Source organism: Promicromonospora xylanilytica, from assembly GCF_054782895.1.
This window is the reverse complement of the sequence record NZ_BAAGRP010000037.1, coordinates 1-1329: the sequence shown is the minus strand read 5'-3', so window position 1 is coordinate 1329 and position 1329 is coordinate 1. Positions and strand designations below refer to the sequence as shown.

Annotated in this window: 1 protein-coding gene; it reads right to left on the bottom strand. The window is 67.9% G+C overall.

Going from position 1 to position 1329, the window contains the following annotated elements; all coding sequences use genetic code 11:
* Nucleotides 1–30 precede the first annotated feature (30 nt).
* A protein-coding gene (locus ACYVK7_RS17655; protein WP_460889033.1) for an IS3 family transposase occupies nucleotides 31–1277 on the bottom strand; the annotation gives its coding sequence in 2 pieces (ribosomal slippage) (nucleotides 31–998 and nucleotides 998–1277; 1248 coding nt in all).
* Nucleotides 1278–1329: the final 52 nt, after the last annotated feature.

Here is a 1329-nt window from a genome sequence, read left to right as displayed (position 1 = left end):
TGTCAAGCCCCGGGTTTGGTGGAGAGCTGGTTAGTTGGTTTCCAGGCTTGCCGGGACCGGGTGGGCAGCGGCGTGTAGGGCTTCGTGTTCGGCGGGTGGGATGTGTCCGAGCTCGCCGTGCAGACGCCGGTTGTTGTACCAGTCGATGTACTCCACTGTCGCGATCTCGAGGTCGTCCAGGCCGCGCCAGGGCCCGTTGTTACGGACCAGCTCGGCCTTGAACAGCGAGTTGAACGCCTCGGCCATCGCGTTGTCATACGAGTCGCCCTTGGAACCGACCGAGGCCACGGCGCCGGCCTCGGCGAGCCGCTGGGTATAGCGAATCGCTCGATATTGCACTCCACGGTCCGAGTGGTGCGTCAGCCCGGCCAGATCGGCGCCCTCGTGCTGCCGGCGCCAGATCGCCATCTGCAGCGCGTCCAACGCCAGATCCGTATACAACGACGTGGCGACCTGCCACCCGACGATCAGGCGGGAGTACACGTCCAGCACGAACGCCGCATACACCCACCCCTGCGAGGTCCGGACATAGGTCAGGTCCGCGACCCACAGCTCGTTCGGCCGCGTCGCGGTGAAGTCCCGTTCGACCAGGTCGCCGGGTCTGCCGGTCTCCGCCGCGGGCCGGGTCGTGCGCGGGGACTTGTCGCGCAGCAACCCACGCAGCCCGTTCTCGCGCATCAGCCGCTCGACCGTGCACCGCGCCACCCGCGTGTCCTGCCCGCCGCGCTGCCGGTTCAGCTCGTGCCAGACCTTCCGGACCCCGTAGACGCCGTAGTTCTTCTCGTGCACCTCCTCGATCTTCTCGGTCAGCACCCGATCCCGGGCGGCCCTGGCGGACTCGGGCCGGGTCTTGTGGGCGTAGTAGGTCGACGGCGCGATCTCAGCCGGCGTGCCACGCAACGCCTGCAGGACCGGCTGGACGCCGTGAGTGACCTTCTCCTGGTCGACGAACTCGACCTTCATCGCGACGGACGGTCCAGCTCCGCCGCGAAGAAACTCGCCGCGGACTTCAAGATCTGGTTCGCCCTGCGTAGTTCACGGTTCTCCCGCTCCAGCTCCGCGACCCTGGCCGCCTCGGCCGTCGTCGGCCCAGGACGCAGACCCTCGTCCCGCTCGGCACGCGACACCCAGGTCCGCAACGCCTCCGGATGCACACCGAGCTGGTCCGCGATCCGCTTCACCGCCCCGACACGAGCCTGCGGGTCCTGCCGCGCCTCGAGAGCCATCCTCGTGGCCCGCTCACGCAACTCGTCGGGGTACTTCCGTGGTGCAACCATGCTCCAGATCCTTCCGGGTCTTCGATGTCTCCATCAAACCCGGGGCTTGACA